The following is a 26,634-nucleotide window of genomic DNA, read 5'->3' on the forward strand; positions in this document are numbered from 1 at the left end:
ATGACCATGCAGGCATCGAAAGCATACGAGGCGAACTTCGACGGGCTGGTCGGCCCGACGCACAACTACGCGGGACTTTCGTTCGGCAACGTCGCGTCGCGCAGCAATGAGAAGTCGGTGGCGAACCCGAAGGCCGCCGCGAAGCAGGGCTTGCGCAAGATGAAGCGGCTCGCGGATCTCGGTTTCCAGCAGGGCGTGCTGCCGCCGCTGGAACGCCCGTCGATCAGGCTGTTGCGCGATGTCGGCTTTTCCGGCGACGACGCGAGCGTGATCGCCCGCGCCGCGCGTGAAGCGCCCGAACTGCTCGCCGCGGCAAGCTCGGCATCGGCGATGTGGACCGCGAACGCTGCGACCGTGAGCCCGTCGGCGGACACGGAAGACGGCCGCGTGCATTTCACGCCCGCGAATCTCGCGGCCAAGCTACATCGCGCGATCGAGCATGGCGAAACACGCCGCTCGCTCGGCGCGATCTTCGCCGATGAGTCCCGCTTTCGCATCCATCACGCGCTGCCCGGCACGCCCGCACTCGGCGACGAAGGCGCGGCGAACCATACGCGCTTCGCTCGCGAGTACGGCGACAAGGGCGTCGAGTTTTTCGTGTATGGCAAGAGCGAGTACGGACAGGGTCCGCAGCCGCAGCGCTATCCCGCGCGTCAGACGCTCGAAGCGAGCCGCGCGGTCGCGCGCCTGCATGGCCTGTCCAATAGTGCAACCGTGTTTGCGCAGCAATCGCCCGGCGTGATCGACGCGGGCGTGTTCCATAACGACGTGATCGCGGTCGGCAATCGCACGACGCTCTTTTGCCATGAGCGCGCGTTCGTCGATCAGCACAAGGTCTACGACGAACTGCGCGCGAAGCTCGAGGCGCTCGGCACGCCGTTTACCGCGCTCGAAGTGCCGGAAAGCGAAGTGAGCGTGGAGGACGCGGTCTCGTCGTATCTCTTCAACAGCCAGTTGCTGTCTGGCGCGGATGGCAGGCAGTTGCTCGTCGTGCCGCAGGAATGCCGCGAGAACGCGCGCGTGGCGGCTTATCTCGATTCGCTCGCGTCGCGCGTAACGCCCATCGACGAAGTGCTCGTCTTCGATTTGCGCGAAAGCATGAAGAACGGCGGCGGCCCGGCCTGCCTGCGTCTGCGTGTCGTGCTCAACGATGCCGAGCGCGCCGCGGTCAATGCGCGTGTATGGATGAACGACGCGCTCTTCACACAGCTCGATGCGTGGATCGACAGACACTATCGCGACCGTCTCGCGCCCGCCGATCTCGCCGATCCGACGCTGCTCGCCGAATCGCGCGCGGCACTCGACGAACTGACGACCATTCTCGGACTCGGTGCCGTCTATGACTTCCAGCGCTGATTCACCCTTGCTCGAAGACTTCCTTGCTTTCACGCTCGAAGGCAGGCGTCCCGCGGCGAACGTGGGAACCGCGCCTTCGGGCGTGCGCTGGACGTGGCAGGGCGAAGGGGTGTTATCGCTCGAACCCGGCCAGGAACCGACGCACAGCGTGCTCGTATCGGCGGGCATTCATGGCGATGAAACCGCGCCGATCGAGATGCTGTCTTCGCTCGTCGCGGATATCGCGCGTGGCCGGGCGCCGCTCGCCGCGCGCGTGCTGGTCGTGCTCGGTAACATCGGCGCGATGCGCGCGGGCGACCGGTATCTCGACGACGACCTCAATCGCCTGTTCAGCGGCCGTCATGCGCGTTTCGAAACGAGCCGCGAAGCGCCGCGCGCCGGCGAACTCGAACGCGCCGCACTGAACTTCTTCGATGCGACCGCGCATCCGAAGTGGCACATCGACATGCATACCGCGATCCGCGCATCGGTGTTCGAACAGTTCGCGTTGTTGCCGCACACGGGCGCGCCGCTCGCGCGCGCGATGTTCGACTGGCTGCGCGATGCGCGTCTGCAGGCCGTGCTTCTGCATCGCGAGAAGGGCAACACCTTCACGCATTTCACGGCCGAGCAGGCAGGCGCGCTCGCGTGCACGCTGGAGCTGGGCAAAGTGCGGCCGTTCGGCCAGAACGAGCTTGCGCGCTTCGCGGCATCGGATGCGGCGTTGCGTCGCCTGATCGCGGGCGAGGGGCCAACGGAGGATGCGCCGTTGCGCGTGTTTACGGTCGTCGCGCAGATCGACAAGCAGAGCGACCACTTCGTGCTGAATGTCGCGAGCGATGTGCCGAACTTCACCGCGTTCCCCGCAGGCACCGAGCTCGCGCACGATGGCGATTATCGCTATCGCGTGTCGCACGATGAAGAGCGCATCGTGTTTCCGAATCCGAAGGTGAAGCCCGGGCTTCGTGCCGGCCTGATGGTCGTCGACACGACCGATTCGACGCTCGCCTCTCTCGATTGAGTCAATCGGCTGCCGAATCGCTTACCGGGATTCGTCCGAAGCCCCCGGGATTCGTGCACGCTACAATCGCGCCCCGGTGTCGGATGCGAGTGGGGAATTTTGTGCCGCAATGCTTCATCGGATGTGCGAAGCCGCATCATGACACCCGTATCGAACCGCAATGGAAGGAGATGGAAGTTGAAAAAATCGCATCTGGTCGGTCGCAAGTTCGCCGCGTTCGCTGTGCTGGGCGCCACTATCGTCACGGGCATCGCCGCGTTGAACGCGCAAGCAGCCGATAACATGAAGGAACTGCGTTTCGGCGTCGAAGCGTCTTACGCGCCGTTCGAATCGAAGTCGCCGAGCGGCGAGCTGACGGGCTTCGATATCGACATCGGCAACGCGGTGTGCGCAAGGTTGAAGATGAAGTGCGTGTGGGTCGAGAACTCGTTCGACGGCCTCATTCCCGCATTGCAGGCGCGCAAGTTCGACGGCATCAATTCGGACATGACGATCACCGACAAGCGCAAGGTCGCCATCGACTTCACGGATCCGATCTACACGATCCCCAATCAGCTCATCGCGAAGAAGGGCAGCGCGATCCAGCCGACCGTCGATGGTCTGAAGGGCAAGCGCGTGGGCGTGCTGCAAGGTTCGATCCAGGAGACGTACGCGAAGGCGAAGTGGGCGCCGGCGGGCATCGATGTCGCGTCGTATCAGGCGCAGGACCAGATCTATGCGGATCTGGCGTCGGGTCGTCTGGATGCGGCGTTCCAGGATGCCGAAGCTGCGTCGAAGGGATTTCTGAAGCAGCCGCAGGGCGCGGGCTTCGCGTTCGCGGGACCTGCCGTGTCGGATGACAAGCTGCTGGGTTCCGGCGTGGGTTTCGGTGTGCGCAAGAACGATAAGGCGCTCAAGGAAGCGCTCAATCGCGCGTTGAAGGAATTGAAGGACGACGGGACGATCGAGCGCTTCGCGCAGAAGTATTTCGATGTGAAGGTCGTGCTCAAGTAAGGCGGCGTCGACGCTGTATGCAAGAAGCCCGCTCAGGGAATTCCGGAGCGGGCTTTTTGTTCGTCTGGCTGGCTCAAAAGCGCATAAACCATATCGCGAATGGCACGGAAAATCGCTCAACTCGACGGCGCAATCACCACCGTACACGTCGTCCCCGCGCTCAGCAGCACCCCCTGCGGCACGTCATCGATATGCAAGCGCACCGGCACGCGCTGCGCGAGTCGCACCCAGTTGAACGTCGGGTTCACGTCCGCGAGGAGTTCGCGGCTTTGCGGATTGTCGCGGTCATAGATGCCGCGCGAAATGCTCTCCACATGTCCCTTCAACTCGCCGCCGCTCATCAGGCGAATCGACGCCTTGTCGCCGATGCGCACACGCGGCAGCTTCGTTTCCTCGAAATAGCCGTACACCCAGAACGAATGGCTGTCGACGATCGCAAGCTTGGCTGCGCCCGCCGTCGCGTAATCGCCGCGAAACACGTTCAGGTTCGTCACGTAACCATCGACCGGCGAGAACACCTTCGTGCGTTCGAGATTGAGCTTCGCGGCATCGAGCGCGGCCTGCGCCTGTTGCAACTGCGCTTGTGCGGTCGATGCGGTCTGCATCGCGTTTTCACGCGCTTCCTTCGACACGACCTGACTGTCCATATCGGCGCGGCGCGCGGCATCCGCACGGCGCATGCGCAATTCGGCCGCGCGCGCCGCAACGTTCGCCTGCGCCTGCTCGACCGCGATCTGATAGTGCGACGGATCGATCTCCATCAGGAGATCGCCTTTCTTCACGAGCTGGTTGTCGCGAACCGGCAACTGCACGACCGCGCCCGAGACATCCGGCGCGACATTGACGACATCCGCGCGCACGCGGCCATCGCGCGTCCACGGCTCATCCATGTAATGCACCCAGAGCACGCGCCCGATGATGAGCGCGACGGCGAAAATGGCGATCGTCAAAACGACGCCGATGATTTTCCGAAGAATCATGATGCAACTCTTTTTCAGCTTGTATGAAAAGTGATGCCGCTTACGCGTAAGCGACGAGTCCGAGCGTGCCGCAGATGCACACGAGCAGGCTTGCGCGAAAAAGCGCCGGATGCCAGACCACGCGATAGAGTCCGGTCAGCGCGAGCACGCGGTCGACGACCCACGTGATCATCGCGCCTGCGATGAAGAGCAGCAGGATCGTCGGCACATAGGCTTCGAAAATCGCGACGTTACGCGCAAACATGGAGCGCTCCTTCATGCGTGTGTTTCCCGGCAGGCGCAAACCGGGCGAACGGTGATTCGTGATCGAGCAGCGCGGTGCGGATGAAATGCAGATGACTCGCGATGCGCTCTAACCGATGTCTTTCCTCGCGCGGCCGCTCGGCCAGGACGAGCAGCGCCTGGATATCGGAGATCGCGCGTTCCGTGGCGGCGAGCGCGGCGTCGAAGCGCTTCGCCTGCGGTCGATCGAAGAGCCGCGCGACCGCATCGAGCGTCGCATCGACCGAGCCGCGCCCGATCGGTAAGTTCCCGGTTTCCCGCCGCAGGTCGATCACCGCATTGCCGAATTCGAGCACCGCGAAGAGCCATTGCAGCGCATCGCGTTGCAACTCCGGACGGCCGTTGGCGAGCGCGTTGATCTGGGAGAGCAGATCGCGCGTGCGGCTCTCGAAGTGCGTCGTGAGGGTCGCGAGACGTCCGCGGCGCGCGTTCACGACTTCGCGCCGCAAATCGCCGAGCAGCAGATGACGCAGCCACGGCGCATCGGTCGGCAGGAGCACGGCGAAGGCGATCGCGGCGACGATCATCGACAGCACGAGCGCGATCGCATCGTTCATGAAGCCGGTCGGATCGTAGTGGACCAGGTTGTCCGGCCCCGCGAGAAAGCAGAAGAAGATGCAATAGCCGATGCCCACGCCCGCGAGCGTGCGCCGCGTGCTCAGATACGCGCCGAGCAGCAGGGCGGGCGCGAGCGCGGCGCACATCATCGCGAAGCCGTCGATATGCGGAAACACGCCGAACACGACGATCATGCCGGCGACGGCCGCGAGCATCGTGCCGATGGCCATTTGCGCCGACATGAGCGTCGGGCGCGGCGAGGACGAGGCGAGCGCGCACACGGCCGCGGCGTTGAGCACCATCGTGCCGCCGCTCGGCCATGCGGTTTCGATCCAGAACGCGGAGAGGACGAACATCACGACCGCGCCGCGCAAGCCCGAGATGGCCGCCGCGAGCAGGTTGGTCTTAGGCACGTAGCGCGCGATCCAGCGCTCGCGTTCGTGCGAGGGCGATGTCAGCGACGCGTACGTTTCGGCATACGCGAGCATGTCGTCGACGAAGCGGTAGAGCAGTTCCGCCGCGGTATCGAACTCCAGTTGCGCGAACTCCGGATTCGTTTCGAGCGCGGCACGCGCCGCACGCACGCGCTTCGGCAGGGCGGCCTTGTATTCGCGCAACTGCGCGGCGGCGTGGGCGGCGTCGGCGGCGTTGCGCACCGGCTCGCCCGACAGTGAGAAGAGCGGCGGCACTTCGCGAAAGAACGGCTCGAGCGCGGCGATGGTCGTCGCCGACGCGTTCTCACGCAGCCGGTTCATCAACTGATGCAGCGCATGAAAGCGCGTCGATGCGCTCATGAACTCGCTGTTCAGACGTGCGAGCCGCCCGCCGCGCATGCGCGATTCGGGGTTTTCGAACACGGCCACACTGCGCGCGGCCTCGAAGCCGACGATATCCGACACGAACGCGAGATTCGTCCGCTCGATCTGCGCGCGTTCCATCTTGCCCGCCAGCGCGCGGCACACATAATCGACGAACTGCGTGAAGCGCCGGCGCACGGTTGTGCGGACCTGCTCGCCCGCATGCTGCGGAAAGATGAGCGCGCTTACCGCGCCGGAACACACGATGCCGAGCGTCACTTCGCCGACGCGCGTGAGCGCCGACAAATATGCGGCCTCCGGATGCTGCGCCGCCGGAATGCCGATCAGCGCGGCCGTGTAGCCCGCGAGCACGAAGCCGTACGAGCGAAAGTTGCGGTTGCGCGCCGCGCCCGCCGTGCAGATGCCGACCCAGAGCGCCGTCGCCGAAAGAAACAGCACCGGCTGCTGAGAGAACAGGCTGATGAAGACCATCATCACGACGAGGCCGACCATCGTCCCGCAGAAGCGATAGAAGCTCTTGGCGAGCACCATGCCGCTTTGCGGCTGCATCACGACGAACACGGTGGTCATCGCGGTGCGCGGCTGCTGCATGTCGAGGCGCATCGCGATCCACAGCGCCAAAAGTGCGGCGAGCACGGCCTTGAAGATGTAGACCCACGCGAGGCCGTCGGTGCGCGCCCAGTCGAGCACAGCCAGCTTGAGCGACGGTCGTTCGGTGAAAGTAGCGGGCGTCGACATGCTCAGTTCCGCGCCTTGCTGAACGGCCCGATGTGCTTCGACGGCGCGAGCGCGGTCTGTTCGGGCCCGTTCGACGGATCGTCGATGCCGCCGCCGAGCGCCGACGTGAGCGTCGCGTAAGAGGCGAGCCGTTGCGCGCGCACGCGCGCCTGGCCGTCCTGCGCCTTGAGCAACTGCGACTGTGCAACGAGCACGTTCAGGTAATCGGTGAGCCCGCGCTTGTAGCCTTCGTTCGCGAGATCGTAGTTCTTGCGCGCGGCGGCGACGGAGCGGCCGGACGCTTCGAGCTGCGTGTCGAGCGAATGCACGCGCACGACCTGATCGGCAATGTCCTTCAGCGCCGCGACGAGCGTCGCGTTGTAGTGATCGACGGCCTGATCGTACTGCGCCGATGCCGCACCGAGCTGCGCGCGCAGGCGTCCGCCTTCGAAGATCGGCAGCGAGATCGCCGGGCCGAAGCTGTAGCCCGACGCATCGCGCGTCAGGAAGCTGAGCAGCGCACCGCCCGCGAATGCCTGTGTCAGCGACGCGGCGAGATTGATGTTCGGGTAGAAACCGGCCTTCGCCACGTCGATGCCGCGCGCCTGCGCCGCGACCATCCAGCGCGCCGCGACGATATCGGGCCGATGCCCGACGAGCTCCGCCGGCAGCGCGGAGGGCAGGGGCAGCGGCGTCGCAAGCGACAACGCCGGACGCGTGAGCGCTTCACCCGCGCCCGGACCCTCGCCTGCGAGCGCGGCCAGTTGATTGCGCGCGAGCTGGATTTCTTCCTTGTAGACATCGACCTGACGCTCGTACTCGGGCAGGGGCGCTTCGGCCTGGCTCACTTCGAGCTGCGTGCCGAGGCCGCCCTTCAGACGCCGACGCGCGAGTTCGGCGATGCGTTCCTGCTGCGCGAGCGTGTCCTCCGCGATATCGAGCAGCGCGAACGACTGCGAGAAGCCGATGTACGCGCGCACCACGTTCGTTTCGAGCTCGAGCTGCGCGGCGCGCGCATCGGCGGCCCGCACATGGGCGACGTCGAGCGCGCGTTCGGCGTTGTTGTCGTCGCGATGCCAGAGGTCGAGGTTGTAGGACAGCGAGAGGCCGGCAATGTTGTCCCAGGTCGTCGTGTCGGCGAACGGGCCGGGGCCGTAGAAATCGTTATTGGGCCAGTTCTTGCGGGAGACGCTCATCGCACCGTCCACGTGCGGCAAGAGCTCGGAGCGCGCGACGCCCGCCTGTTGCTGCGCTTCGCGCACGCGTGCAGCGGCCATCGCGAGTGTGGGACTGCCGTGGGTCGCGCGTGAAATCCAGGCGTCGAGCTGCGGGTCGCGATAGGCGCGCCACCATTGATCGTCGGGCCACCGGGCGTCGGCATTGGCGGCGCGAATGGCGCTGCCGGCGTCGAGCGTGGATGCGTCCGTGAGCGAGTCTTGCGGCGCGATCCTGCCCGTGCTCGCGCACCCGGCAATTGTTAATATGGCTGTAAGAACGGCGGCGCAACCAGCGCTTCCGAAGACTCGCCCTCCCACGATTCACTCCCGAATTGGAATTAGATTCAAGGAAGTGATTATATTTTTGCGTGGATTGTCGAATAACCCGTAAGGATGCAAAGCATTTTTACGATGGATGTGATAATCGTTGTTACCTGACGTGCAACAATTCGACCCACGAACAGTTCTTGAAGACGGAAAAGCGCCATGGACACGCTCCAGAACATGCGCGTATTTGTGCGGGTCGTCGAAGCGGGCAGCTTCACCGCGGCCGCGCAGCATCTCAATACGACGACGGCCTACGCTTCGCGGGCCGTATCGGACCTCGAAGCGCACCTGCGCGCGCGCTTGCTGAATCGCACGACGCGGCGCATCGCGCTCACCGAAGCCGGAGAGCGCTATCTGCAACGCTGCGAGCAGATCCTGGCCTATGTCGATCAGGCGGAAGCCGAGGCCGGCGACGCCCACGCGCGTCCCTCGGGCAAGCTCAAGGTTCATTCGATGACGAGCTTCGGCCAGCACTACATCGTGCCGATGATCTCGCGCTATCAGCAGCGCCATCCTTCCGTGCAGGTCGATCTGACGCTCGCGCAGCGCGTGCCGGATTTGCTCGACGAAGGCTACGACGTGTCCGTCGTGCTCGCGTCCGATCTGCCGGACTCCGGACTCGTGTCGGCGCGGCTCGGCTCGGTGTTCAGCATCGCGTGCGCTTCGCCGGCTTATATCGAGCAGCACGGCGCCCCGCACGTGCTCTCCGATCTCGTGCGCCATACCTGCCTGCATCTGATGACGCCGGTGTTTCCGCCGGATCGCTGGGTGTTCGACGGCCCGAACGGGCAGGAAACGGTGAGTCTCGGCCCGTCGACGTTCACGGTGAACGTCGCGGAGGCGATGGTCGTGGCGATCCGCGAGAGCATGGGCATCGGCGTGCTGCCGACTTCGTCCGCGCTTCCCGGCCTGCGCGCGGGCACGCTCGTGCGCGTGTTGCCGCAATACACGATGCAGGAGCTGAACGTATACGCGCTTTATCCGTCGCGCCAGTATCTCGACGCGAAGATCCGCACGTGGGTGGAGTTCCTGCGCGAGGCGCTGCCCGACACGCTCGCCGCGGACACCGAGTCGTTGAAGGAATTCGTCGTCGCCTGAAGCGGTGCGCGGTCAGTTACCAAAAAGTCCGGAGCGCAACACTTGCTTACGCACGATGTGCCCGCAGCTTGATACTTTCTGCACTGGTTCCACCGCATTTCTACCGGGATAAATCACATGAGTACGCCACTTCTGCTCGCACTCGCCGCGCTTCTGGTGTTGATCGCCGTTCCGGCGTCGCGCGATCTCTTCAACGCCACGCGCGCCCAGTCGGAGCGCAACGCGAAGCGGCGCCTCGTTCCGGTGCGCATCGACGACGATCGGGAGGCGCTTGCGCGGCGCATGCGCGACCCTTACGATCGCTGATCTTCGCGGGACGGTGGTCAGAGCTGCGTTTCGAGCGGCTCGATGAGTCGCGGCTCGTCGTTCGTTGCGCGATTGACGTCGCTCGAAACGCGATGCCACACGAAGTGCGACGCCGACACGCCGTCCGCCTTGACGAGCGCCGCGAGATCCTCGAGTGATGCGCCGGGATCGAGCCAGCGTCGCGCGACGGCGGGCGAAAACACGAGCGGACGGCGGTCGTGCACATCGATCAGGCCTTCGTCCGCCGCCGCCGTCACGATGACGAAGCCCGCGCCGGGGGCCGCGGCGTCCTCGTCGCGCGTGATGCTGGTGAGCGCCGCGAGGTACATCGGCTCGCCGTCGGCGCGCTGGATGAAATACGGTTGCTTGAAGGGCTTCGTCGCCGGATCTGTCGGACGCGGCTCGATGCGCCATTCGAACCAGCCATCGGCCGGCACGAGAATGCGCGCCTTCCTCCATAAATGCTTGTAATACGCGCTCGTCGCGGCGGTTTCGACGCGCGCGTTGATGGTCTGCGGCAGCTTCTTCTGTATGGCCCACGGCGGGCAGTAGCCCCAATGAACCGCGCGGATGGTTTCGTCGGGATAGATGGCGAGCGGATGCGTGCCCGGTGCGAGGTTATAGCCCGGACGCCTGTCGGCGGCGTCCACGAGGACGAACGGATTTTTCAGATGCAGGCGTTGCGCGTAATGCATCGGCAGTCGGTACTGGCTGATTCGGCCGCACATGGCGTTCCTCCGCAAAGTCCAACACGGTTTCCGTGCTTCTGACGCGTTGCTGCGCTAGATCTCGACGACCTTGTCCCACGCGAACTCGGGATTCTCCCATTGCTGGCGGCGGCGGTGGAAATAGCCGCGCGGATTGCACACGACGCGCGTGCCCTCGACGACGTAATCGAACGATGTATGCGTATGACCGTGAATCCACAGCGATGCGGGCGCACGCGCGAGCGATGGCAGATGATTGACGAAGCCCGCCGATACGAGATCTTCCGCGTAGCGCCGCGCGAGGCTTTCGCGCATCGGCGCGTGGTGCGTGACGACGATCGTCTGGCCCGCGAACGGCTTCGCGAGTTCGCCTTCGAGCCAGGCGCGAGCCTGTTCGTGCAGGGCGAGGGAATCGTCGGGTGTGAACTCGCGGGGCTCGCCGTCGGGCTCGGGCCATGCGAGCTGGATCAGGCCTTTGTAATCGAGCATGACCTTCGTGCACGCCTCTTTGGCGTTTTCGATCTCCGCGTCACTGGATCCGAACAGCGCGAAGTCCGTCCAGAGCGTCGTGCCGAGCACACGCCATGCCCCACGGCGATCCACCAGCGACGCATTGTTCAGATAGTGCACGTTGTCGACGCTGCGCGCGGCGTCCTGCATCGCTGCTTCCATTGCGCCGAACTCGGCGTCGTAGTACTCGTGGTTACCGGGCACGTAGATGACGGGCACATCGGAACCGAAATTTTCCGCGGCCCAGCGCAAGCCTTCGGCGTGATTGTGGATATCGCCCGCCAGCACGACGAGATCGGCCTCGGCGTAGGGGATCGCCAGCGGCTCGTCGCATTCGAGATGCAGATCGGATAGCACGCGAATCTTCATGCGATGTTCTCCTTCGCGGACGACGCGCGCGAGCGCACGACCTTGCCGGGATTCATCAGGTTGTCCGGATCGAGCGCGGCCTTGATCGTCTGCATGAGGCGCACTTCGACCGGCGACTTGTAGTGCATCGCTTCATCGACTTTCAACTGCCCGAGACCGTGCTCGGCGCTGATGCTGCCGCGATGCCTGTGCACCTGGTCGTACACGAGCGCGTTGATCGGCGTCTGGAACTCGTCGAGGAACTGTTTCGCATCGACGCCTTCGGGCGCCTGCACGTTGTAGTGCAGATTGCCGTCCCCGAGATGGCCGAACGTCACCATGCGCACGCCGGGCACCGCGTCCGCGATGATCGCATCGGTTTCGTCGATGAAGCGGCCGATGCTCGAAATGGGCACGGCAATGTCATGCTTGATGTTCAGGCCCTCTTCCGCCTGCGCGAGCGGAATATGCTCGCGCAAGCTCCAGAAGGCCTGCGACTGCGCGAGACTCTCCGCGACGACGGCGTTCTCCACGATGCCCTTTTCGAGCGCTTCTTCCATCAGCCGCTCGAAAAGGGCGCGCGCGTGCGCATCGCTTTCGCTGTCGGAGAGTTCGAGCAGGACGGTCTGCCCGTGCGGCTCGTCGAACGGATAGCGCAGTTGCGGGAAATGCTTGCCGACGAGGCGCATCGAGAAGTCGGACATGAGCTCGAAGCCTGTCAGCAGCGCGCCCGCGTGGTGTAGCGCCAGCGAGAGGAAATCGAGCGCGGCGTGCGGCGTCGCAAGTCCGGCCAGCGCCGTGACCCTGGCGACCGGCGCCGGATGCAGCTTCATGACCGCCGCCGTGATGATGCCGAGCGTGCCTTCCGCGCCGATGTAGAGATCGCGCAGATCGTAGCCGGTGTTGTCCTTGCGCAGTCCGCGCAGGCCGTCCCAGATTTCGCCTTGAGGCGTCACGACTTCGAGTCCGAGGCACAGCTCGCGCGTGTTGCCGTAGCGCAGCACGCCGGTGCCGCCCGCGTTCGTGGAGAGATTGCCGCCGATCGTGCAACTGCCTTCGGCGGCGAGACTCAAGGGGAAGAGCCGTTGCGCGCTTTGGGCGTGCGCCTGAATTTCGGCGAGCACGACGCCCGCTTCGACGGTCATCGTGTTGTTGTGCGGATCGACGTTGCGAATGCGATTAAGCCGCTTCAGGCTCACGACTGCTTGCGCGCCGCTCGCATCGGGCGTTGCACCGCCGACGAGACCGGTGTTGCCGCCCTGCGGCACGATCGCGATGCGATGCTCGCGTGCGAGCCGCACGACTGCCGCGACCTGCATCGTGTCGGCGGGCAGCAGCACGGCGCATGCACTGCCGCGATAGCGCTTGCGCCAGTCTACGAGGTAGGGCTCGGTATCGTGGGCGTCGGTGAGGACGTGCGGCGTGCCGAGAACGTCGGCGCAGGCGGCGATGAAAGCTTCAGTTGCGGTCATGTCAGATGAGCAAGGAATCCGATGGAGCGTAGTGCACAGTATCGCGCAGTGATGCGGCGCGCCACCCTCGTCCGAATGGCATAGGCACGCGCGTCGGCACGCGTTTCGTGCTAAAAAGCATCACGTCCTGGCGATGCAGACTTCAGAAAAGCGGCTGGATCAGCTTTTTTTCGAACGTGCGTTCAACCGGGCCGCGCGTTTGAAAGGCGCGACGTAAGCGAGCGCGCAAACGAAGAAGGCAAGGGCGAGGAGCGCTTCGAGCCAGGCGAGCGAAGCGGACAGACCCGCGTCGGTCATGCCGCGCACGACGCCTTCGGCCAGATAAAGAAGTACGAGCATCGACGCCCATTGCAGCGTGTAGACGTTCTTGCGCGCGACGCCCGGCAGCGCGCACGCCAGCGGCAGCCCCTTCAACGCGAGCGCCCATGCGCCGGGCCGCAGCGGTGCGAGCCAGAGTTCCCAGGCGAGCGCGAGCGCAATGAGCGCCACAAGGCTCGCGAGCGCGGCCAGTGCGAACGCGGCGTTCGATCGCGGATTCGCGGCGGCGGGTGCGTTCAGCGGCAAGTTCATGCCGAGCGAGCGCCGCGCACGAGATTGAGCGCGGTGCGCGCAAGCCGGGCGCCGAGCGCGATGGCCAGCGCCTTCTCGTCGGCGGAAATGCCGTGGAGCTGGTTTTCGTCGCTGCCCGCGCGCGCGTGATGCGACGCGCCGTAGGGCGTGCCGCCGCTTTGCGTCGTGGTCAGCCGCGACTCGGTGTACGGGATGCCGACGATCAACATGCCGTGGTGCAAGAGCGGCAGCATCATCGAGAGCAGGGTGCTTTCCTGACCGCCGTGCAGACTCCCGGTCGACGTGAAGACGCTCGCGGGCTTGCCCGCCAGCGCGCCGGAAAGCCACTGCGGCGTCGTGCCGTCGAGGAAGTATTTGAGCGGCGCGGCCATGTTGCCGAAGCGCGTCGGCGAGCCGAGCGCGAGGCCCGCGCATTCTTCGAGATCGCGCAGCTCGGCGTAAGGCGGGCCGTCGGCGGGAATGTCGGGGTGGGTGGCTTCGCAGACGGCGGAGACCGGCGCAACCGTGCGCACACGGGCTTGCATGCCGGGCACGCTGTCGACGCCTTGGGCAATCGCGAGCGCAAGCTCGCGGGTCGCGCCGTGGCGGCTGTAATAGAGCACGAGGATGTCGTTCATAAGGCTTTTTTAGTGAACGGCCATTATAGGTATTGGGTGATTTTCGTGGCGAGACGCGGCTTTGCGCAGGCGCTTCGCCATGACGGGAGAATGCGTTTGCAGCACGTTTCCATCGATCTCGCGGCGGTCAAGCGGCTCGCCAGCTTCGTCGCGCGACGCATCGGCGAAGATCGCGTCGCGCAAGTGGCGGGCAGCCTCACGTTCACGAGCGTGCTGTCGCTCGTACCGCTCGCCACCGTCGCCTTCGCGCTCTTCACTGCGTTCCCGATCTTCGGTTCGTTCCAGGCGTCGCTGCAGGATTTCCTTGCGGTGCATCTGATGCCGCCGCAGATCAACGATCAGATCTTCAAGTATCTGAACCAGTTCGCGTCGAAGGCCAAGGGGCTCACGACCGTCGGCATGATCATCCTGTTCGTGACCTCCGTCATGACGATGATGACGGTCGAGTCCGCGTTCAACGTGATCTGGCGCGTGAAGAAGGCGCGTCCGATCGCGCAACGCGTGCTCGTCTATTGGTCGATCATCACGCTCGGGCCGATTCTCTTCGGCTGCAGCCTGTCCATCTCGTCCTACGTGTTTGCGCATTCGGTCGCGTTCGCGGGCTCGCACAACCTGATGCCGCCGATCGTCGAATGGGCGCTGACGGGCCTCTCGCTGCCGGTCACGGCGCTCGCCTTCACGATCATTTACGTCTACATGCCGAACTGCAAGGTAGAGTGGCGCGATGCGATCGTCGGCGGATTGATCGCGGCGGTCGCTTTCGAACTCGGCAAGCGCGGCTTCGGCTATTACGTGCGGCGCATTCCGACCTATACCGCTGTCTATGGCGCATTCGCCGCGCTGCCGGTGTTCCTGCTGTGGGTCTATCTGTGCTGGATGTTCGCGCTCATCGGCGCGATGGTCACGTCCGCGCTGCCTGCCATTCGCACGGGCCAGTATCATCGGCGTGATTTTCCGGGCAGCGATCTGCTCGACGCACTCGAAATCCTCGCGCGGCTCGTCGAGGCGCGCGACGAAGGCAAACCAGGCCACACCGCATTGCAGCTTTCCAGCATGGCGCGCTGCGATCTGGATACGTCGACGCGCCTGATCGCACGGCTCGACGCGCTCGGCTGGATCGGCCGGCTGGAGGATTCGCGCATGCCGCGCTACATCCTCATCGCCAATCCGAGTCAGATCACGGTGACGATGCTCTTCGAGCAGTTCGTGATCGACCGCGCCGAGCTGGAATACCAACTGAAGCTGGACGCGGCGCAGGTCGATTGCGCCGCGCTCATGAACGCGCTGGAGAACGAAAAGCTGGAGATCACGCTCGGCTCGCTAATCGCCGCGCGGGTGTCCGCGCTCACGAATCCGCGCCTGCGCGAGGCGCCGCGCTCGTCGATGCCGGAGCAGCCCGCCTGAGCGAATGCCGGCGTTTGTCGCGCGCGGATCAAAGCGAGATCTTGCCGACGCAGATGTCCTTGAACATCACCCAGTCGCCCATCAGGCTGTAGACCGGATGGCGAAACGTCGCGGGGCGGTTCTTCTCGAAAAAGAAATGGCCGATCCACGCGAAGCCGTAGCCGCAGACGACGGCCGCGGGCAGCCAGAGCCAGTCGCCGGTCGCGACCGCCATCGCGACGCAGCCGATCACGCCGAGTGAGCCGATGAAATGCAGCCTGCGCGAGACCAGGTTCCGGTGTTCGTCGAGGTAATAGGGATAGAACTCGGCGAAATTCGCGAAATGTTCACCGTGTGCGGTGTGCGCCATGGCGGCCTCCCTGATGATGCAGCCGGTGTCGCGCAGGCGGTGTGCGCCTGTCTGACGATTGGCCGGCAAGAATCATTCTGCGACTGCGACGCGCGCCATGCAAGCGGCCGCAGCGAGCACGCGCGGTTCAGCCGGCCTTCGTGTCCGTTTTGAGGCAGGCGAGTGCGAACGCGAACAATGTGTCGAGCGTCGCGTCGGGCTGCTCGGACATCAGCGCGTGCCCGGCGTCGAGTTCCACCGATTGCACCGTGGCACCGGCCTTCCTGAGCGCATCGACGAGCGGTCGGGCGGCGCGCGGCGGCGTCATCATGTCGCGCTTGCCGCTCACGACGCACACCGGGCAGCGCACGGCGGCCGCGCGTTCGAGGGCATCCGCGTAAGTGTTGCAGGCGCTGAAATCGGTATGAAACAGGAGCGCTTCGCCGCGCAGGCTCACGCGCTCCATGAGCCGCTGGTTCACGCCTTGCAACCAGAAACCGGGCGCGGGACTGGACGGCTTCGCGGCGATCGTGGAATGCGACCACTGATTGACCATCGCGATCGCCTCGGGCTCGTGCTCGCGCGCGGCGTCGAGCAGCGTGTCGGAGACGGCCATCGGCGCGGCGGTCGCGAGCAGGGCTAGGCCTGTCGCGCGCGCGGGATAGCGGCCCGCGACGTCGAGCGCGATCAGCGAACCCATGCTGTGGCCGACGAACATCGCCTTTTGCACATTCGCCGCGTCGAGTACGGCGATCACCCAGTCGGCAAGCTCGCCAATGGTCGGCAGCGCCGGCCCGTCGCTTCGTCCGTGACTCGGAAGGTCGAGCGCCAGCACGCCGAAGCCGTGATGCGCGAAATAGCGCGTCTGCAGCGCCCATACGCTGTGGTCGTGCTCGGCGCCGTGGATGAATACGATGGCGGGCCGGGCGGCGTCGAGCGATTTGCCGCCGGTGTAGGCGTAGGCGGCGCGGCCGTGCACGTCGAGGATCATGCGCGGCTCCCGAGCGGCGCGGCCGCGCCGGCGTCCTGACCGCTTTCAGCGGCTTTCTGGGCGGCCTTCAGCCCGCGCTTGAGATCGTCGATGAGATCGTCCGGGTCCTCGAGTCCGATCGAAAGACGGATGCGCCCCGGCCCGATGCCTGCGGCTTCGAGCGCGGCGGCGTCCATGCGGAAGTGCGTGGTCGAGGCGGGATGGATCACGAGCGAGCGCGCATCGCCGACGTTCGCGAGATGCGAAAACAGCGTGAGCGTTTCGATGAACTTGCGCGCCGCCGGCACGCCGCCCTTCAAATCGAAGCTGAACACCGCTCCCGCGCCGCGTGGCAGCAGACGCGCGGCGAGCGCGCGATCGCGGTGCGTCGGCAGTTCCGGATAGGCCACGCCTTCAACTGCCGGCGAGCTCAGCAGGAACTCGATCACCTTGCGCGTATTCGCGACATGCCGGTCCATGCGCAGCGGCAACGTCTCGATGCCTTGCAGCAGTTGCCAGGCCGCTTGAGGATGCAGGCACGCGCCGAAATCACGCAGGCCCTCGCGCCGGGCACGCAGCAGGAACGGCGCGACCGTGCTCTCTTCGGCGAACACCATGCCGTGAAAGCCGTCGTAAGGCTCGGTGAACTCCGGAAAGCGCCCGCTCGCGGTGAAATCGAAGGTGCCGCCGTCGACGAGCACGCCCCCGATCGTCGTCCCGTGGCCGCCCAGAAATTTGGTGGCGGAGTGATAGACGAGGTCCGCGCCATGCTCGAACGGGCGCAACAGATAAGGCGTGGTGAAGGTGGAATCGACGAGCAGCGGCGCTGCGTGCTCGTGCGCGATTTCCGCGACGCCCGCGATATCGAGCACGTCGAGGCCCGGATTGCCGAGCGTTTCGCCGAAGAAAAGCCGCGTGTTCGGCCGCGCGGCGGCGCGCCACGCGTCGAGATCGTGCGGCGGGACGAAAGTCGTCTCAATGCCAAAGCGCCGCAGCGTGTAATGCAGCAGGTTGTGCGAGCCGCCGTATAGCGCGCTCGACGCGACGATATGCGAACCCGCGCCCATCAGCGTCGCGATGGCGAGATGCAGCGCGGCCTGGCCGCTCGCCGTGCCGATGGCGCCGACGCCGCCTTCGAGCGCCGCGACGCGTTCCTCGAACACCGCGACGGTCGGATTCGAGATGCGCGAATACACATGCCCCGAACGCTCCATGTTGAAGAGCGCCGCGGCGTGATCGCTGTCACGGAAGGTGAACGAGGTGGTCTGATAAATCGGCGTCGCGCGCGCGCCGGTGGCGGGGTCGGGCGCGGCGCCCGCATGCAGCGCGAGCGTGTCGAAACGATTGGCTGGCATCATAGGCGGCCGGCGCGCGAGGCGGCGCCGGCATGCGGCAAAAATGAGGGTCAATCATCGTAACATCGGAAGCGCGTGCCCAAACCTAGGGCGAACGCTTGTCAAAAAACGCGCAAAGCCTTGTCCGTTCGGCTGATGCGGGCCTTGTTCGCTTTCTTTTTGCGAGCCTTTCCGATAGCATCGACCTATGGTTTCATCACCGTTTGAGCATCCGAACAGGCATTTCGCGAGGAGACAGTCATGCGAGTCAGCGACATTCTGAAAGTAAAGGGCAACACGCTCTTTACGGTGACACCCGATACGCCGCTCTCCGACGCGATCGACACGATGGCTGCGCACGATATCGGCTCGCTCGTCGTGATGGAGTACGGCGACCTGGTCGGCATGCTGACCTTCCGCGAGATCATCCTGACCTTGCACAACAACAGCGGCTCGGTCGGCGCCACGACCATCCGCAAGATCATGGACGACCATCCGCTCACGTGCACGCCGGAAACGGATGTAAACGAAGTGCGCCGCATGATGCTGGAGCATCACGTGCGCTATCTGCCTGTCATGGAGAATCGTCAGTTGATGGGCGTCATCTCGTTCTACGACGTGGCCAAGGCCGTCGTGGAAGAGCAGGGCTTCGAAAATCGCATGTTGAAGGCTTATATTCGCGACTGGCCCGAGCAGCAGGAAGAAGCCCGCTGAGCGTCGATGTCGTGCCGCGAGGCGTCGCGCTTCGCGGCATGATGTACGAGCCGATGCTTCGCGCAGAATGCAGTGTCCGCAGCGCGCCCTCATGGCGCGCTTTTTTTCGTCTGGCCGGCAGCAAGGCGAGCCTTCGGCCTGGTTCTCGTTTCATTCGGATTCGATCGCCCTATGCACGGATCAACGCCGAACTCAACCTGTACACAAGACATGAGTGACAAACCGATGCGCGCCTCGTCGCGCACTTCCCGACGTTCGCACGAAGGCGAAAGCCAGTTCCGCCTCCTGCGCGAGCGCCGTTTCGCGCCGTTCTTCTGGACGCAGTTCCTCGGCGCGATGAACGACAACATCTTCAAGGTCGGCTTCACATCGCTCGTCACCTTCCAGGCCGCACGTTTTTCCGGCGTCGATCCGAAGACGGCCGCGTTCCTGATTTCCGCGATCTTCATCGTACCGTTCGTGCTGTTCTCCGCAACCTCCGGGCAGATCGCCGACAAGTATGACAAAGCCGTGCTCGCGCGCCTCGTGAAGACCTTCGAGATCGTCGTGATGCTGATCGGCGGCGCGGGCTTCCTGATGCACAGCGCGCCGCTTCTTTACGCATGCACCTTTCTGATGGGCGTCCACTCGACCGTCTTCGGGCCGGTGAAGTATGCATATCTGCCGCAGCATCTCGATTCGCATGAACTCGTCGGCGGCAACGGGCTCGTCGAAATGGGCACGTTCGTCGCGATCCTGATCGGCACGATCATCGGCGGGGCGGCGGCGGGCGCGATGGAGCACGGCGCGATGCTCCTCGCCGTCGCGTGCGTCGCGTTCGCGATCATCGGGCGCGTGGCCTCGGCGTTCGTACCGAAGTCGGACGCGTCGCAGCCGGACCTGCGCATCAACTGGAATCCGTTTTCCGAGACGTGGCGCAATCTCAAGCTCGCGCGGGCCGATCGCACCGTGTTTCTCAGCCTGCTCGGGATTTCGTGGCTCTGGTTCGTCGGGGCGACCTTTCTCACGTCTTTCTTTAATTTCGCGAAGGATGTGCTGTCTGCCGATCCTGATGTCGTGACCATTCTTCTCGCGACGTTTTCCATCGGCATCGGTACGGGATCGCTGTTGTGCGAGCGGCTGTCGAAGCGCCGCGTCGAGATCGGGCTCGTGCCGCTGGGCTCGATCGGCATCAGCGTGTTCGCGATCGATCTTTTCTTCGCGAGCCACCGCATCGCGCCCGCGGGGCACTTGCTCGACGTCGGCGAATTCCTGCTCGCGCTGCCCCACTGGCGCATTCTCGCGGACCTGTTCCTGCTCGCGATGTTCGGCGGTTTTTACAGCGTGCCGCTCTATGCGCTGATTCAGGCGCGCAGTCAGCCCACTCACCGGGCGCGCATCATCGCGGCGAACAATATCCTCAACTCGTTTTTCATGATCGTCTCCGCGCTGATGGCGCTTGCGCTCACGTCGTTCGGCGTCGGCATTCCGGGGCTCTTTCTGGCCACGGCGCTCCTCAATGTCGTCGTCGCCGTCTATATCTATTCGCTCGTGCCCGAGTTTCTGCTGCGCTTTATCGCGTGGATTCTGGTGCACACGTTCTACCGCATTCGTCTCGTCGGCGCCGAGCGTATTCCCTCGCATGGCGCGGCCGTGCTCGTGTGCAATCACGTGAGTTTCGTCGACGCGGTCGTCATCATGGCCGAAAGCCCGCGTCCGATCCGCTTCGTGATGGATTACCGCATTTTCCGGACGCCGTTCGTCGGCTGGATGTTCCGGCATGTGAAGGCGATCCCGGTCGCGCCCGCGCATGAAAACGCCGACATGCTCGAACGCGCCTACGCTGCATGCGGGCAGGCGCTCAAAGCGGGCGATCTCGTCTGCATCTTTCCTGAAGGCAAGCTGACGCGCACCGGCGAGATCAATCCGTTCCGGCATGGCGTCTCGGAGATTCTGCGGCGTCATCCCGCGCCCGTCGTGCCGATGGCGCTGCGCGGGCTCTGGGGCAGCGTGTTCTCGCGCCACGAGGATGCGCAATGGCCGCGTCCGATTCAGCGCGGCGCGATGACGCGGCTGACGCTCGCGGTCGGCGAGCCGATCGCGCCCGAGGACGTGACGCCGCAACATCTGCAGGACGTGGTGAGCGCGCTGCGCGGCGCAAGGCGCTGAGCGCGGCGGCGCTGGCATAATATCGGTTTCCCCCGACACTTCTTTCAGGTCGACGCTCATGTCCGGCAATACCCTTGGCACGCTCTTCACCGTCACGAACTTCGGCGAGTCGCATGGTCCGGCGATCGGCTGCGTGATCGACGGCTGCCCGCCCGGCATGGCGCTCACCGAAGCCGATATCCAGATCGAACTCGATCGCCGCCGCCCCGGCACGTCGCGTCATGTCACGCAGCGTCAGGAAGCGGACCAGGTCGAAATTCTCTCCGGCGTGTTCGAAGGCGTGACGACCGGCACGCCCATCGCGCTCCTGATCCGCAATACCGATCAGCGCAGCAAGGACTACGGCAACATCGCTCAGACGTTCCGGCCGGGTCATGCGGACTACACCTATTGGCAGAAGTACGGCGTGCGCGACTATCGCGGCGGCGGCCGTTCGTCGGCGCGTCTCACTGCGCCGACCGTCGCCGCGGGCGCGGTCGCGAAGAAGTGGCTGCGCGAGAAGTTCGGTCTCGAGACGCGCGGCTGCATGAGCGCGCTGGGTGAAATCGAGATTCCGTTCGTCGACTGGCAGCACGTGCCCGAGAACCCGTTCTTCTCGCCGAATGCCGAAATCGTGCCGCAACTCGAAGCGTACATGGACGGACTGCGCCGTGATGGCGATTCTGTGGGCGCGCGCATCGAGGTCGTTGCGACGGGGGTGCCCGTCGGACTCGGCGAGCCGCTGTACGACCGGCTCGATGCCGACATCGCTCACGCGATGATGGGCCTCAATGCAGTGAAGGCCGTCGAGATCGGCGCGGGCTTCGCAAGCGTCGCGCAACGCGGTTCGCAGCACGGCGACGAGATGACGCCCGAAGGCTTCGCGGCCAACAACGCGGGCGGTATTCTCGGCGGCATTTCGAGCGGACAGGACATCAGGGTGTCGATCGCGATCAAACCGACCTCGAGCATTCGCACGCCGCGTCAGTCGATCGACAAGCAAGGCGCGAGCGCGACCGTCGAGACCTTCGGGCGTCACGATCCGTGCGTCGGCATTCGCGCTACGCCGATCGCCGAAGCGCTACTCGCGCTCGTGCTGATGGATCACGCGCTGCGTCATCGGGCGCAATGCGGCGATGTCGTGGTCGACACGCCCAAGATAGCGGCGCAAGCACCGACGGAATAAGTCGAAGCATTAAGAAAACGGGCGCCGGTCTCAACGACCGGCGCCCGTTTTCTTTCGGCGAAGCAGAAATCACATGTTCGGATAGTTCGGCCCGCCGCCGCCTTCCGGCGTAACCCACACGATGTTCTGCGTCGGGTCCTTGATGTCGCACGTCTTGCAGTGCACGCAGTTTTGCGCGTTGATCTGCAGGCGCTCGTTGCCGTCGTCGGACTTGACGAACTCGTACACCGCGGCCGGGCAGTAGCGGCCTTCCGGACCGGCATAGGTGCGCAGGTTCACGTTGACCGGCACGCTCGGATCCTTCAGCGTCAGATGCGCTGGCTGATTCTCTTCGTGATTCGTGTTCGAGATGAACACCGACGAGAGACGGTCGAACGTGAGCTTGCCATCGGGCTTCGGATAGACGATCGGCTTGCACTGCGACGCCGGCTTCAGCATCTCGTGATCCCAATGCTGATGATGCAGCGTCCACGGCACGTTGCCGCCCATCACCTTTTGCTCGAGGCCGACCATGAAGGTGCCGAGGTAGAGGCCCTTGCTCATCCACTGCTTGAAGTTGCGCGCGCGATACAGCTCGGTCTTGAGCCACGAACTGTCGAACGCTTCGGGGTAAGCAGTGAGTTCGTCGTTCTGGCGGCCCGCCTGCACGGCTTCGAACGCGGCTTCGGCAGCCATCTTGCCGGACTTGATCGCCGCGTGACTGCCCTTGATGCGCGATGCGTTGAGAAAGCCCGCGTCGTCGCCCGCGAGCGCGCCGCCCGGGAACGCGAGCTTTGGCAGCGACATGAGGCCGCCCGCGGTGATCGCCCGCGCGCCGTAAGAAATGCGCTTGCCGCCTTCGAGGAACGGTCGGATCGACGGATGCGTCTTGTAGCGCTGGAATTCCTCGAACGGCGACAGATACGGATTCGAATACCCCAGCCCGACGACAAAGCCCACCACCACCTGATTGTTGTCCATGTGGTAGAGGAACGAGCCGCCGTAGGTGTCGGGTTCGAGCGGCCAACCGGCTGTGTGGATCACGAGTCCCGGCTTGTGCTTGACCGGATCGATTTCCCACAGCTCCTTGATGCCGATGCCATACACCTGCGGATCGGAATTCTGGTTGAGCTTGAACTTGTCGACCAGTTGACGGCCGAGATGCCCGCGCGCGCCTTCGCAGAAAAGCGTGTATTTCGCGTGCAGTTCCATGCCGAGCTGGAAATTCTCGGTCGGCTCGCCATCCTTGCCGACGCCCATGTTGCCCGTGACGACCCCGCGCACCGAACCGTCCTCGGCATAGAGCACTTCGGCGGCCGGAAAGCCCGGAAAGATCTCCACCCCGAGCGCCTCGGCCTGCTGGCCGAGCCATCGCGTCACGTTCGCGAGGCTGATGACGTAGTTGCCGTGATTCTTGAAGTTGTCGGGAAGCAGCCAGTTCGGCACCTGCTTCGCGTCGCTCTGCGTCAGGAAAAGGAACCGGTCCTCGGTCACTTCGACGTCGAGCGGAGCGCCTTTTTCCTTCCAGTCGGGAATGAGTTCGGAGAGGCCGCGCGGGTCCATCACCGCGCCGGACAGAATGTGCGCGCCGATCTCGGAGCCTTTCTCCAGCACGCACACGCCGATTTCGACGCCTTTCTCCTCCGCCAGTTGCTTCAACCGGATGGCCGCCGACAAACCGGCTGGTCCCCCGCCAACGATGACGACGTCGTATTCCATCGATTCGCGGGGACCGTACTGCTCGATGAGGCTCGCCGGGGTCATCAATGCTCCTATGTACCGTTAGAATGCCCTTTCGGGATCGCGTATTTTCAGGGAAGGCGAAGCGGGCTGCAACCAAAAGCTCGCCAATTTAGCACGACCGTACTATTATCCACGACACCCGCGCTATCGGTGTTGATGCTTATAGCCCGCATCGGCGCGTCTGTGCGCCCGTCAGGGCTGAGCCAACCATAAAAAGGAAGCACAATGGGCCGTTCGATCAACCTGGAAGGCAAGGTCGCGCTGATCACCGGCGCGTCCAGTGGTTTGGGCAAGCGTTTCGCACAAGTGCTGTCGCAGGCAGGCGCCAAGGTGGTGCTCGCGAGCCGTCGCACCGAGCGCCTGAAGGAACTGCGCGCCGAAATCGAGGCGTCGGGCGGCGCGGCGCACGTCGTCTCGCTCGATGTGACGGATTACCAGAGCGTCAAATCGGCGGTTGCGCATGCGGAGACCGAAGCGGGTACCATCGACATCCTCGTCAATAACTCGGGTGTGTCGACCACGCAGAAGCTCACGGAGGTCACGCCCGCTGACTTCGAGTTCGTCTTCGGCACGAACGTGCGGGGCGCGTTTTTCGTCGCGCAGGAAGTCGCGAAGCGCATGATCATGCGCGGCAACGGCGCGGCCAAGCCGGCGTATCGCATCATCAACGTGGCGTCCGTGGCCGGCTTGCGCGTGTTCCCGCAGATTGGCCTCTATGCGATGAGCAAGGCCGCCGTCGTGCAGATGACGAAGGCGATGGCGCTCGAATGGGGCCGCCACGGCATCAACGTCAACGCGATCTGCCCGGGTTACATCGACACCGAAATCAATCATCATCACTGGAAGACCGAGCAGGGACAGAAGCTCATTTCGATGCTGCCGCGCCGCCGCTTGGGTTCGCCTGACGATCTCGACGGTCTGCTGCTGCTGCTCGCAGCCGACGAATCGCAGTTCATGAACGGCTCGGTGATCTCGGCGGACGATGGCTTTTCGCTCTGAGCGGTTTTCTCTTTTTTACACTTGCAACTGTAGAGCAGTCCATGAGCACCGACAGCCAATTTCACACCGTCATCGATGTGTCCATGCCGATCCGCTGGGGCGACATGGACGCGTTCGGCCACGTCAACAACACGGTCTTTTTCCGCTACATGGAACAGGTGCGCATCTCGTGGTTCGAGCGACTCGGCATCGCGGGCGGCAATGGCGAGGGGCAAGGGCCGGTGATCGTGAATGCGTCGATGGAGTTTCTGAAGCAGCTCCATTATCCCGGCGACGTGATCGGCCGGATGTCCGTCGGCAAGCCCGGACGCAGCAGCTTCGACACGCGCTTCGAGCTCTATCGCGCCGATGCGCCCGGCGTGCTCTACGCGCGTGGCGCGGCGAGGATCGTGTGGATCGACTATGCCGCGGGCAAGTCGCTGCCGATTCCGGATTTCATGCGGCAGACCATCGAGAAGGCCATACCGGTGGCGTCGTGATCGCGCGCGGTCGGTCTGAATGCCTCAGGTGCCGAGCAGCCGCTGTAGAAGTTCGGTGGCATTGCCCGTGTCGTACTTCCTCATGAGCCGCGCCCGGTAGATATCGACCGTGCGCGGGCTGATATCGAGCACGCGGCCGATCTGCTTGCTCGTCTTGCCTGTCACGAGCTGCGCGGCAATCTCCCGCTCGCGCGGCGTCAGTTCGATCGCCACCCGCCGCGTCGCGCTCAAGTCTTCGAACGTCCAGACGCCCGCCGCATGCGGCGCGGCCCGATCGAGGGCGCGCCCGGTCACGTGGCACCAGAAGAGTTCACCGTTTCTCCGCTTCATGATCCGGTCGTCGCTGTAAGTGCCTTCCTTGCTGATATGCGCCGCGATGCGCTCACCGATGCGCGCGAACTCGTCCGGCGACGGATATAACACCTCGAACGACTTGCCGATGAGCGCCTCACGCGCGAAACCGAATATCGCGCAGAGCTGCTCGTTGCAGTCCTCGATGATGCGCTCGCGCGAAAGCACGAGCCCGACGGGCGCGAGGTGAAACGCGGTTTGATAATCCAGTGCACGCATGTGAAATCGGGCGCGCGGGCGCTTGCGTTTCGCGGCGAAAAAGGCGCCGGGAACCAAACGCGCGCGGGCAAAGACTTATGTATTTTTGCGTATTGTGCCGGATCACCGCGCCAAAGTACTCTTTCGCCATGCGAAAAGGCCGTGCGACGCGCTCCTGACAGCGCGAACGCGGCGTCAAAAAACCGATTTTCAGTTGGTTCAACATGGAAGGGACATTGAGATGAACAAGGTCTATCCCAGCGCGAAAGCCGCGCTCGAGGACATCGTCAAGGACGGGCAGACGTTCGCCGTCGGCGGTTTCGGGCTGTGCGGCATTCCCGAGGCGCTGATCGAAGCGCTGCGCGACACGGGCGTGAAGGGCATCACCTGCATCAGCAATAATGCGGGCGTCGACGGTTTCGGGCTGGGTCTGCTTCTCGAGACACGCCAGATCAAGAAGATGATTTCGTCGTACGTCGGCGAAAACAAGGAGTTCGAGCGGCAATATCTCGCTGGCGAACTCGAACTCGAATTCACGCCGCAAGGCACGCTCGCCGAGAAACTGCGCGCGGGCGGCGCGGGCATCCCGGCGTTTTTCACGAACACGGGCTTCGGCACGGTGATCGCGGAAGGCAAGGAAACGCGCCAGTTCGGCGAGAACCACTACGTGCTCGAACATTCGCTGACGGCCGATGTCGCGCTCGTGAAAGCCTGGAAGGCGGACAAGTCCGGCAACCTGATTTATCGCCGCACGGCACGCAACTTCAACCCGAACTGCGCGATGGCCGGCAAGATCACCGTGGCCGAAGTGGAAGAGATCGTCGAGACGGGCGAACTCGATCCGGACATGATTCATACGCCCGGCATCTTTGTGCAACGCCTCGTCCTGAATGCGCATCCGGAAAAGCGCATCGAACAACGCATCGTCCGCGCGAAAGGAGAGTAA

At 64.3% G+C, this 26,634-nt stretch carries 26 protein-coding genes; 12 read left to right on the forward strand and 14 right to left on the reverse strand.

Translation table 11 applies throughout. The annotated features are described in order from the left end of the window. Positions 1-6: 6 nt before the first annotated feature. From astB to NCT32_RS05190, 3 genes are all read left to right on the forward strand, one after another. Complete coding sequence (astB, locus tag NCT32_RS05180) at positions 7-1,356, forward strand: N-succinylarginine dihydrolase (protein WP_061120153.1); 1,350 nt, start codon at positions 7-9, stop codon at positions 1,354-1,356. After that, entirely contained in the window at positions 1,340-2,356 is a 1,017-nt protein-coding gene (gene astE / locus NCT32_RS05185; RefSeq protein WP_061120101.1) for a succinylglutamate desuccinylase, read from the forward strand. The genes astB and astE overlap by 17 nt, the downstream gene beginning before the upstream one ends. 177 nt (positions 2,357-2,533) lie before the next feature. Beyond that, positions 2,534-3,349, forward strand: coding sequence for an ABC transporter substrate-binding protein (locus tag NCT32_RS05190; protein ID WP_096031959.1), 816 nt, complete (start codon positions 2,534-2,536; stop codon positions 3,347-3,349). Between the two features lie 116 nt (positions 3,350-3,465). On the opposite strand, the gene NCT32_RS05195 is transcribed toward NCT32_RS05190, so the two are convergent. From NCT32_RS05195 to NCT32_RS05210, 4 genes are read right to left on the reverse strand one after another with little or no spacing between them, the layout of a single operon-like run. After that, positions 3,466-4,329, reverse strand: a complete 864-nt coding sequence (locus tag NCT32_RS05195; RefSeq protein ID WP_061120100.1) for an HlyD family secretion protein — start codon at positions 4,327-4,329, stop codon at positions 3,466-3,468. Positions 4,330-4,369: 40 nt separating this feature from the next. Continuing rightward, entirely contained in the window at positions 4,370-4,573 is a 204-nt protein-coding gene (locus tag NCT32_RS05200; protein WP_061120151.1) for a DUF1656 domain-containing protein, read from the reverse strand. Continuing rightward, a complete protein-coding gene (locus NCT32_RS05205) occupies positions 4,560-6,725 on the reverse strand; it encodes an FUSC family protein (RefSeq protein WP_061120099.1) in 2,166 nt (721 codons plus the stop codon). The genes NCT32_RS05200 and NCT32_RS05205 overlap by 14 nt, the downstream gene beginning before the upstream one ends. A gap of 2 nt (positions 6,726-6,727) precedes the next feature. Beyond that, on the reverse strand, positions 6,728-8,239 hold the full coding sequence (locus NCT32_RS05210) for an efflux transporter outer membrane subunit (protein ID WP_061120098.1): 1,512 nt from the start codon (positions 8,237-8,239) through the stop codon (positions 6,728-6,730). Positions 8,240-8,407: 168 nt separating this feature from the next. Here NCT32_RS05210 and NCT32_RS05215 point away from each other — a divergent pair, with 168 nt between their 5' ends. Beyond that, the gene (locus NCT32_RS05215; RefSeq protein WP_061120097.1) at positions 8,408-9,346 is read left to right on the forward strand and encodes a LysR family transcriptional regulator; all 939 of its coding nucleotides are present in this window, start codon (positions 8,408-8,410) and stop codon (positions 9,344-9,346) included. A gap of 117 nt (positions 9,347-9,463) precedes the next feature. Next, entirely contained in the window at positions 9,464-9,652 is a 189-nt protein-coding gene (locus tag NCT32_RS05220) for a hypothetical protein (protein ID WP_061120096.1), read from the forward strand. A 17-nt stretch (positions 9,653-9,669) separates the two neighbouring features. Here NCT32_RS05220 and NCT32_RS05225 read toward each other — a convergent pair whose 3' ends face one another. The 5 genes from NCT32_RS05225 to wrbA form a co-directional block, all read right to left on the reverse strand. After that, on the reverse strand, positions 9,670-10,380 hold the full coding sequence (locus tag NCT32_RS05225) for an SOS response-associated peptidase (RefSeq protein ID WP_061120095.1): 711 nt from the start codon (positions 10,378-10,380) through the stop codon (positions 9,670-9,672). A gap of 54 nt (positions 10,381-10,434) precedes the next feature. Then, positions 10,435-11,238: a metallophosphoesterase gene (locus NCT32_RS05230; RefSeq protein ID WP_061120094.1), complete on the reverse strand. Its 804-nt coding sequence runs from the start codon at positions 11,236-11,238 to the stop codon at positions 10,435-10,437. Then, positions 11,235-12,689 carry an FAD-binding oxidoreductase gene (locus tag NCT32_RS05235; protein ID WP_250476527.1) on the reverse strand — a complete coding sequence of 485 codons (1,455 nt, stop codon included), beginning with the start codon at positions 12,687-12,689 and terminating at the stop codon, positions 11,235-11,237. Before NCT32_RS05235 ends, NCT32_RS05230 begins: the two co-directional genes overlap by 4 nt. 159 nt (positions 12,690-12,848) lie before the next feature. After that, positions 12,849-13,259 carry a DUF2069 domain-containing protein gene (locus tag NCT32_RS05240; RefSeq protein ID WP_061120092.1) on the reverse strand — a complete coding sequence of 137 codons (411 nt, stop codon included), beginning with the start codon at positions 13,257-13,259 and terminating at the stop codon, positions 12,849-12,851. After that, positions 13,256-13,876 (reverse strand): NAD(P)H:quinone oxidoreductase, encoded by a 621-nt coding sequence (gene wrbA, locus NCT32_RS05245; RefSeq protein ID WP_061120091.1) that lies wholly within the window; start codon positions 13,874-13,876, stop codon positions 13,256-13,258. Before wrbA ends, NCT32_RS05240 begins: the two co-directional genes overlap by 4 nt. 96 nt (positions 13,877-13,972) lie before the next feature. On the opposite strand from wrbA, the gene NCT32_RS05250 reads away from it, so the two are divergent. Then, positions 13,973-15,280 carry a YihY family inner membrane protein gene (locus NCT32_RS05250; protein ID WP_061120150.1) on the forward strand — a complete coding sequence of 436 codons (1,308 nt, stop codon included), beginning with the start codon at positions 13,973-13,975 and terminating at the stop codon, positions 15,278-15,280. A gap of 28 nt (positions 15,281-15,308) precedes the next feature. Here the strand turns inward: NCT32_RS05250 and NCT32_RS05255 are convergent, their stop codons facing one another. From NCT32_RS05255 to NCT32_RS05265, 3 genes are all read right to left on the reverse strand, one after another. Beyond that, positions 15,309-15,629 carry an Mpo1-like protein gene (locus NCT32_RS05255; RefSeq protein ID WP_061120090.1) on the reverse strand — a complete coding sequence of 107 codons (321 nt, stop codon included), beginning with the start codon at positions 15,627-15,629 and terminating at the stop codon, positions 15,309-15,311. A gap of 127 nt (positions 15,630-15,756) precedes the next feature. Further along, complete coding sequence (locus NCT32_RS05260; RefSeq protein WP_061120089.1) at positions 15,757-16,599, reverse strand: alpha/beta fold hydrolase; 843 nt, start codon at positions 16,597-16,599, stop codon at positions 15,757-15,759. Beyond that, positions 16,596-17,933, reverse strand: coding sequence for an O-acetylhomoserine aminocarboxypropyltransferase (locus NCT32_RS05265; RefSeq protein WP_061120149.1), 1,338 nt, complete (start codon positions 17,931-17,933; stop codon positions 16,596-16,598). The genes NCT32_RS05260 and NCT32_RS05265 overlap by 4 nt, the downstream gene beginning before the upstream one ends. A 240-nt stretch (positions 17,934-18,173) precedes the next feature. Here NCT32_RS05265 and NCT32_RS05270 point away from each other — a divergent pair, with 240 nt between their 5' ends. From NCT32_RS05270 to aroC, 3 genes are all read left to right on the forward strand, one after another. Further along, positions 18,174-18,626 carry a CBS domain-containing protein gene (locus NCT32_RS05270; RefSeq protein ID WP_061120088.1) on the forward strand — a complete coding sequence of 151 codons (453 nt, stop codon included), beginning with the start codon at positions 18,174-18,176 and terminating at the stop codon, positions 18,624-18,626. 210 nt (positions 18,627-18,836) lie between these two features. Next, on the forward strand, positions 18,837-20,774 hold the full coding sequence (locus tag NCT32_RS05275; protein ID WP_061120087.1) for an MFS transporter: 1,938 nt from the start codon (positions 18,837-18,839) through the stop codon (positions 20,772-20,774). 58 nt (positions 20,775-20,832) lie between these two features. Beyond that, positions 20,833-21,939, forward strand: coding sequence for a chorismate synthase (gene aroC, locus NCT32_RS05280; RefSeq protein WP_061120086.1), 1,107 nt, complete (start codon positions 20,833-20,835; stop codon positions 21,937-21,939). Positions 21,940-22,008: 69 nt separating this feature from the next. On the opposite strand, the gene NCT32_RS05285 is transcribed toward aroC, so the two are convergent. After that, on the reverse strand, positions 22,009-23,682 hold the full coding sequence (locus tag NCT32_RS05285; RefSeq protein WP_061120085.1) for an electron transfer flavoprotein-ubiquinone oxidoreductase: 1,674 nt from the start codon (positions 23,680-23,682) through the stop codon (positions 22,009-22,011). Positions 23,683-23,886: 204 nt separating this feature from the next. Between NCT32_RS05285 and NCT32_RS05290 the strand changes: the two genes are divergently transcribed. Continuing rightward, positions 23,887-24,660 (forward strand): SDR family oxidoreductase, encoded by a 774-nt coding sequence (locus NCT32_RS05290; protein ID WP_061120084.1) that lies wholly within the window; start codon positions 23,887-23,889, stop codon positions 24,658-24,660. A gap of 41 nt (positions 24,661-24,701) precedes the next feature. Next, a complete protein-coding gene (locus NCT32_RS05295; protein ID WP_061120083.1) occupies positions 24,702-25,139 on the forward strand; it encodes a thioesterase family protein in 438 nt (145 codons plus the stop codon). 24 nt (positions 25,140-25,163) lie between these two features. Here the strand turns inward: NCT32_RS05295 and NCT32_RS05300 are convergent, their stop codons facing one another. Next, positions 25,164-25,709, reverse strand: a complete 546-nt coding sequence (locus NCT32_RS05300) for a LuxR C-terminal-related transcriptional regulator (RefSeq protein ID WP_061120148.1) — start codon at positions 25,707-25,709, stop codon at positions 25,164-25,166. A 220-nt stretch (positions 25,710-25,929) separates the two neighbouring features. On the opposite strand from NCT32_RS05300, the gene NCT32_RS05305 reads away from it, so the two are divergent. Beyond that, positions 25,930-26,634, forward strand: coding sequence for a CoA transferase subunit A (locus NCT32_RS05305; RefSeq protein WP_061120082.1), 705 nt, complete (start codon positions 25,930-25,932; stop codon positions 26,632-26,634).

This window comes from Caballeronia sp. INML2, from assembly GCF_023631365.1.
Classification (GTDB): Bacteria; Pseudomonadota; Gammaproteobacteria; order Burkholderiales; family Burkholderiaceae; genus Caballeronia; species Caballeronia turbans.